Source organism: Brochothrix campestris FSL F6-1037, from assembly GCF_000525915.1.
GTDB lineage: Bacteria > Bacillota > Bacilli > Lactobacillales > Listeriaceae > Brochothrix > Brochothrix campestris.
Window position 1 is genome coordinate 1 of record NZ_AODH01000093.1, and the last position, 494, is coordinate 494.

At 36.4% G+C, this 494-nt stretch carries 1 protein-coding gene; it reads right to left on the reverse strand.

Annotation, left to right across the window (positions count from 1 at the left end; translation table 11 throughout):
- A partial coding sequence (locus tag BCAMP_RS12005) for an IS30 family transposase (RefSeq protein WP_332248526.1) occupies positions 1 to 470 on the reverse strand: 470 nt, incomplete at its 3' end.
- Between the last annotated feature and the right edge of the window lie 24 nt (positions 471 to 494).

Genomic DNA, 494 nt, shown 5'->3' on the forward strand with positions numbered 1-494 from the left:
TGTGAACAGCTGAAGTTTTTGTAAATTTCTTCTAAAAATAGCTCTTTTGGTGTTTGAAATCCTAAAATCCGACGTGGCAAATTATTCATCCATGTTTGAATCCGTTGGACAAGTTGATCACTTACATCACTGACAGAACGTCCTTTTGGAATGAATCTTCGAATGATTCCATCATGATTTTCATTGGTGCCACGTTCCCAAGAGGAATAAGGATGTGTGAAATAAATAGCCAGTGTATCTTTGAGCAACTCATTGATGCCTGAAAATTCTTTGCCATTATCCGCAGTAATGGTTTTAAAGATGGCTCCAAAATATGATCCACACTGTTTCTTTAGTTGTAAGAGGGCTTTATTCACAAAAGATGCTTGTTTTCCTTCGACTTTGAGTATGAATTCAAATCGTGTTTTACGCTCAGTCAATGTTAATAAAACAGCGTCTGCTTTATTTTTCAGACCAACAACAGTATCAATTTCCCAATGCCCCTAATTCTTCTC